Source organism: Bacteroides cellulolyticus, assembly GCF_025567135.1.
Taxonomy (GTDB): Bacteria; Bacteroidota; Bacteroidia; order Bacteroidales; family Bacteroidaceae; genus Phocaeicola; species Phocaeicola cellulolyticus.
The window spans coordinates 1-3,282 of the sequence record NZ_JAOQJJ010000039.1 but is presented as its reverse complement, the minus strand read 5'-3'; the positions used below and the strand labels follow the sequence as shown (position 1 = coordinate 3,282).

1 protein-coding gene, 2 tRNA genes and 1 rRNA gene are annotated in these 3,282 nt (G+C 49.6%); all 4 read right to left on the bottom strand.

All coding sequences use genetic code 11. The features are described 5' to 3' along the window. Positions 1-253 precede the first annotated feature (253 nt). Positions 254-376 carry a hypothetical protein gene (locus OCV82_RS15075; RefSeq protein ID WP_262543867.1) on the bottom strand — a complete coding sequence of 41 codons (123 nt, stop codon included), beginning with the start codon at positions 374-376 and terminating at the stop codon, positions 254-256. Positions 377-755: 379 nt separating this feature from the next. Next, positions 756-2,832, bottom strand: a 23S ribosomal RNA gene (locus OCV82_RS15070). Positions 2,833-2,949: 117 nt separating this feature from the next. Further along, positions 2,950-3,023, bottom strand: a tRNA-Ala gene (locus tag OCV82_RS15065). A gap of 129 nt (positions 3,024-3,152) precedes the next feature. Further along, positions 3,153-3,226, bottom strand: a tRNA-Ile gene (locus tag OCV82_RS15060). Between the last annotated feature and the right edge of the window lie 56 nt (positions 3,227-3,282).

The window sequence follows — 3,282 nt, the reverse complement described above, 5'->3', positions numbered from 1 at the left end:
AAGTTCGACTCTTCCCGTGGATTTGCCTGCGGGAATCGACGTCTACACTCTTTAACCGGCTATTCCGTCAGCCGGCGGTGGTGTCACTGCTGCGTCTCCACGTCACCGTTGGAGGTAGTAACGGAATCTTTACCGTTTCTGCCATCGGTCTCGCCGTTCGGCTGAACCTTAGGTCCCGACTTACCCTGATCCGATTAGCGTTGATCAGGAAACCTTAGTCTTTCGGCGAGGGGGTTTCCCACCCCCTTTATCGTTACTTATACCTACATTTGCTTTTCCATACGCTCCAGAGTGGCTCGCGCCACGCCTTCGACGCCGAATGGAATGCTCCCCTACCAATCATTAATGATTCCATAGCTTCGGCAGACAACTTCATACCCGATTATTATCCACGCCAAATTCCTCGACTAGTGAGCTGTTACGCACTCTTTAAATGAATGGCTGCTTCCAAGCCAACATCCTAGCTGTCTTAGCAATCTGACTTCGTTAGTTTAACTTAGCTGTCATTTCGGGGCCTTAGCTGATGGTCCGGATTGTTCTCCTCTCGGGCACGGACCTTAGCACCCATGCCCTCACTCCCGGGGTCGAACTGATGCGCATTCGGAGTTTGTCAGGACTTGATAGGCGGTGAAGCCCTCGCATCCAATCAGTCGCTCTACCTCACATCAGTAATCCTCGAGGCTGCACCTAAATGCATTTCGGGGAGTACGAGCTATCTCCAAGTTTGATTAGCCTTTCACCCCTACCCTCAGCTCATCCAGAAGCTTTTCAACGCTTATTGGTGCGGACCTCCATCTGGTGTTACCCAGACTTCATCCTGGCCAAGGGTAGATCACTTGGTTTCGCGTCTACCGCAGCCGACTTGAGCGCAATAAATTGCGCTTTCCCCTGAGGGGAAACTCGCCCTGTTCAGACTCGCTTTCGCTTCGGATCCAGGTCTCATGACCCTTAACCTTGCCGGACACGGTAACTCGTAGGTTCATTATGCAAAAGGCACGCNCACAGCCCTGTGTTTTTGTTAAACAGTTGCCTGGACCTATTCTCTGCGCCCTCTCTTGCGAGGAGGGACCCTTTATTCCGAAGTTACAGGGTCAATTTGCCTAGTTCCTTAACCGTGATTCACCCAAGCGCCTTAGTATATTCAACCCGACTACGTGTGTCCGTTTGCGGTACGGGTACCTCCAACGTTAAGTTTAGCGGATTTTCTCGGCAGTCTGATTACCCACACTATCACCGCTTCCCGAGGGAGTTGGTGTACTGTCAAGTTCGACTCTTCCCGTGGATTTGCCTGCGGGAATCGACGTCTACACTCTTTAACCGGCTATTCCGTCAGCCGGCGGTGGTGTCACTGCTGCGTCTCCACGTCACCATTGGAGGTAGTAACGGAATCTTTACCGTTTCTGCCATCGGTCTCGCCGTTCGGCTGAACCTTAGGTCCCGACTTACCCTGATCCGATTAGCGTTGATCAGGAAACCTTAGTCTTTCGGCGAGGGGGTTTCCCACCCCCTTTATCGTTACTTATACCTACATTTGCTTTTCCATACGCTCCAGAGTGGCTCGCGCCACGCCTTCGACGCCGAATGGAATGCTCCCCTACCAATTGAAAACAATTGCCTTGCGGCGATTGTTCAATTCCATAGCTTCGGCAGACAACTTCATACCCGATTATTATCCACGCCAAATTCCTCGACTAGTGAGCTGTTACGCACTCTTTAAATGAATGGCTGCTTCCAAGCCAACATCCTAGCTGTCTTAGCAATCTGACTTCGTTAGTTTAACTTAGCTGTCATTTCGGGGCCTTAGCCGGTGGTCCGGATTGTTCTCCTCTCGGGCACGGACCTTAGCACCCATGCCCTCACTCCCGGGGTACAACTGATGCGCATTCGGAGTTTGTCAGGACTTGATAGGCGGTGAAGCCCTCGCATCCAATCAGTCGCTCTACCTCACATCAGTAATCCTCGAGGCTGCACCTAAATGCATTTCGGGGAGTACGAGCTATCTCCAAGTTTGATTAGCCTTTCACCCCTACCCTCAGCTCATCCAGAAGCTTTTCAACGCTTATTGGTGCGGACCTCCATCTGGTGTTACCCAGACTTCATCCTGGCCAAGGGTAGATCACTTGGTTTCGCGTCTACTACCGCTGACTTGACGCCCTGTTCAGACTCGCTTTCGCTTCGGCTGCAGGTCTTGTGACCCTTAACCTTGCCAACGACAGTAACTCGTAGGTTCATTATGCAAAAGGCACGCTGTCACTCTTTGCAGAGCTCCAACCGCTTGTAGGCGCACGGTTTCAGGTACTATTTCACTCTTCTGTTCGAAGTGCTTTTCACCTTTCCTTCACAGTACTGGTTCACTATCGGTCTCTCGGGAGTATTTAGCCTTACCGGATGGTCCCGGCTGATTCACGCAGAATTCCTCGTGTTCCGCGCTACTCAGGATACCACTATGCTTCGTTTCGCTTCGAATACCGGACTGTCACCGTCTGTGGTCGAACTTTCCAGATCGTTCTTCTCACGAAATTTCTTGCAACGCTGTGGTCCTACAACCCCGCTTATGCCGTAACATAAGAGGTTTGGGCTCTTCCCCGTTCGCTCGCCACTACTGGGGGAATCATTGTTATTTTCTTTTCCTGCAGGTACTAAGATGTTTCAGTTCCCTGCGTTAGCCCCTTACTACGTAAGGTGATATCCCTTCAGGATATCGGGTTGTCCCATTCGGAGATTCACGGATCAAAGGTTATTTGCACCTCCCCGTGACTTTTCGCAGCTTATCACGTCCTTCATCGCCTCCGAGAGCCAAGGCATCCGCCATGCGCCCTTATTTACTTTCATTATCACGTACACGCTCTGTATTTTATACAGAGCGGATGATATATACTTTTAGCTCTTTTAGTTTTGACCAATTTTTTACTTTTTCAGCTTGTTACATCATGTCAAAGATCTTTTGTGTGGAGAATAACGGATTCGAACCGTTGACCCCCTGCGTGCAAAGCAGGTGCTCTAGCCAGCTGAGCTAATCCCCCGTACTGTTGTCTTTTCAAAAGCGGGTGCAAAGGTAAGTGTTTTATTTTGAACTCGCAAATAAAAAAGCAACTTTTTTCATTATATTTTCATTCAGTATCACTGTCTGAAAACATTGACTTTCGTCGATGTAGTCCCAGGCAGAGTTGAACTGCCGACCTCTACATTATCAGTGTAGCGCTCTAACCAACTGAGCTATAGGACTATATAATAAAAACAAACTTGCCTGTAGTACAAGAAGCATAAACCTTCTTGATATCT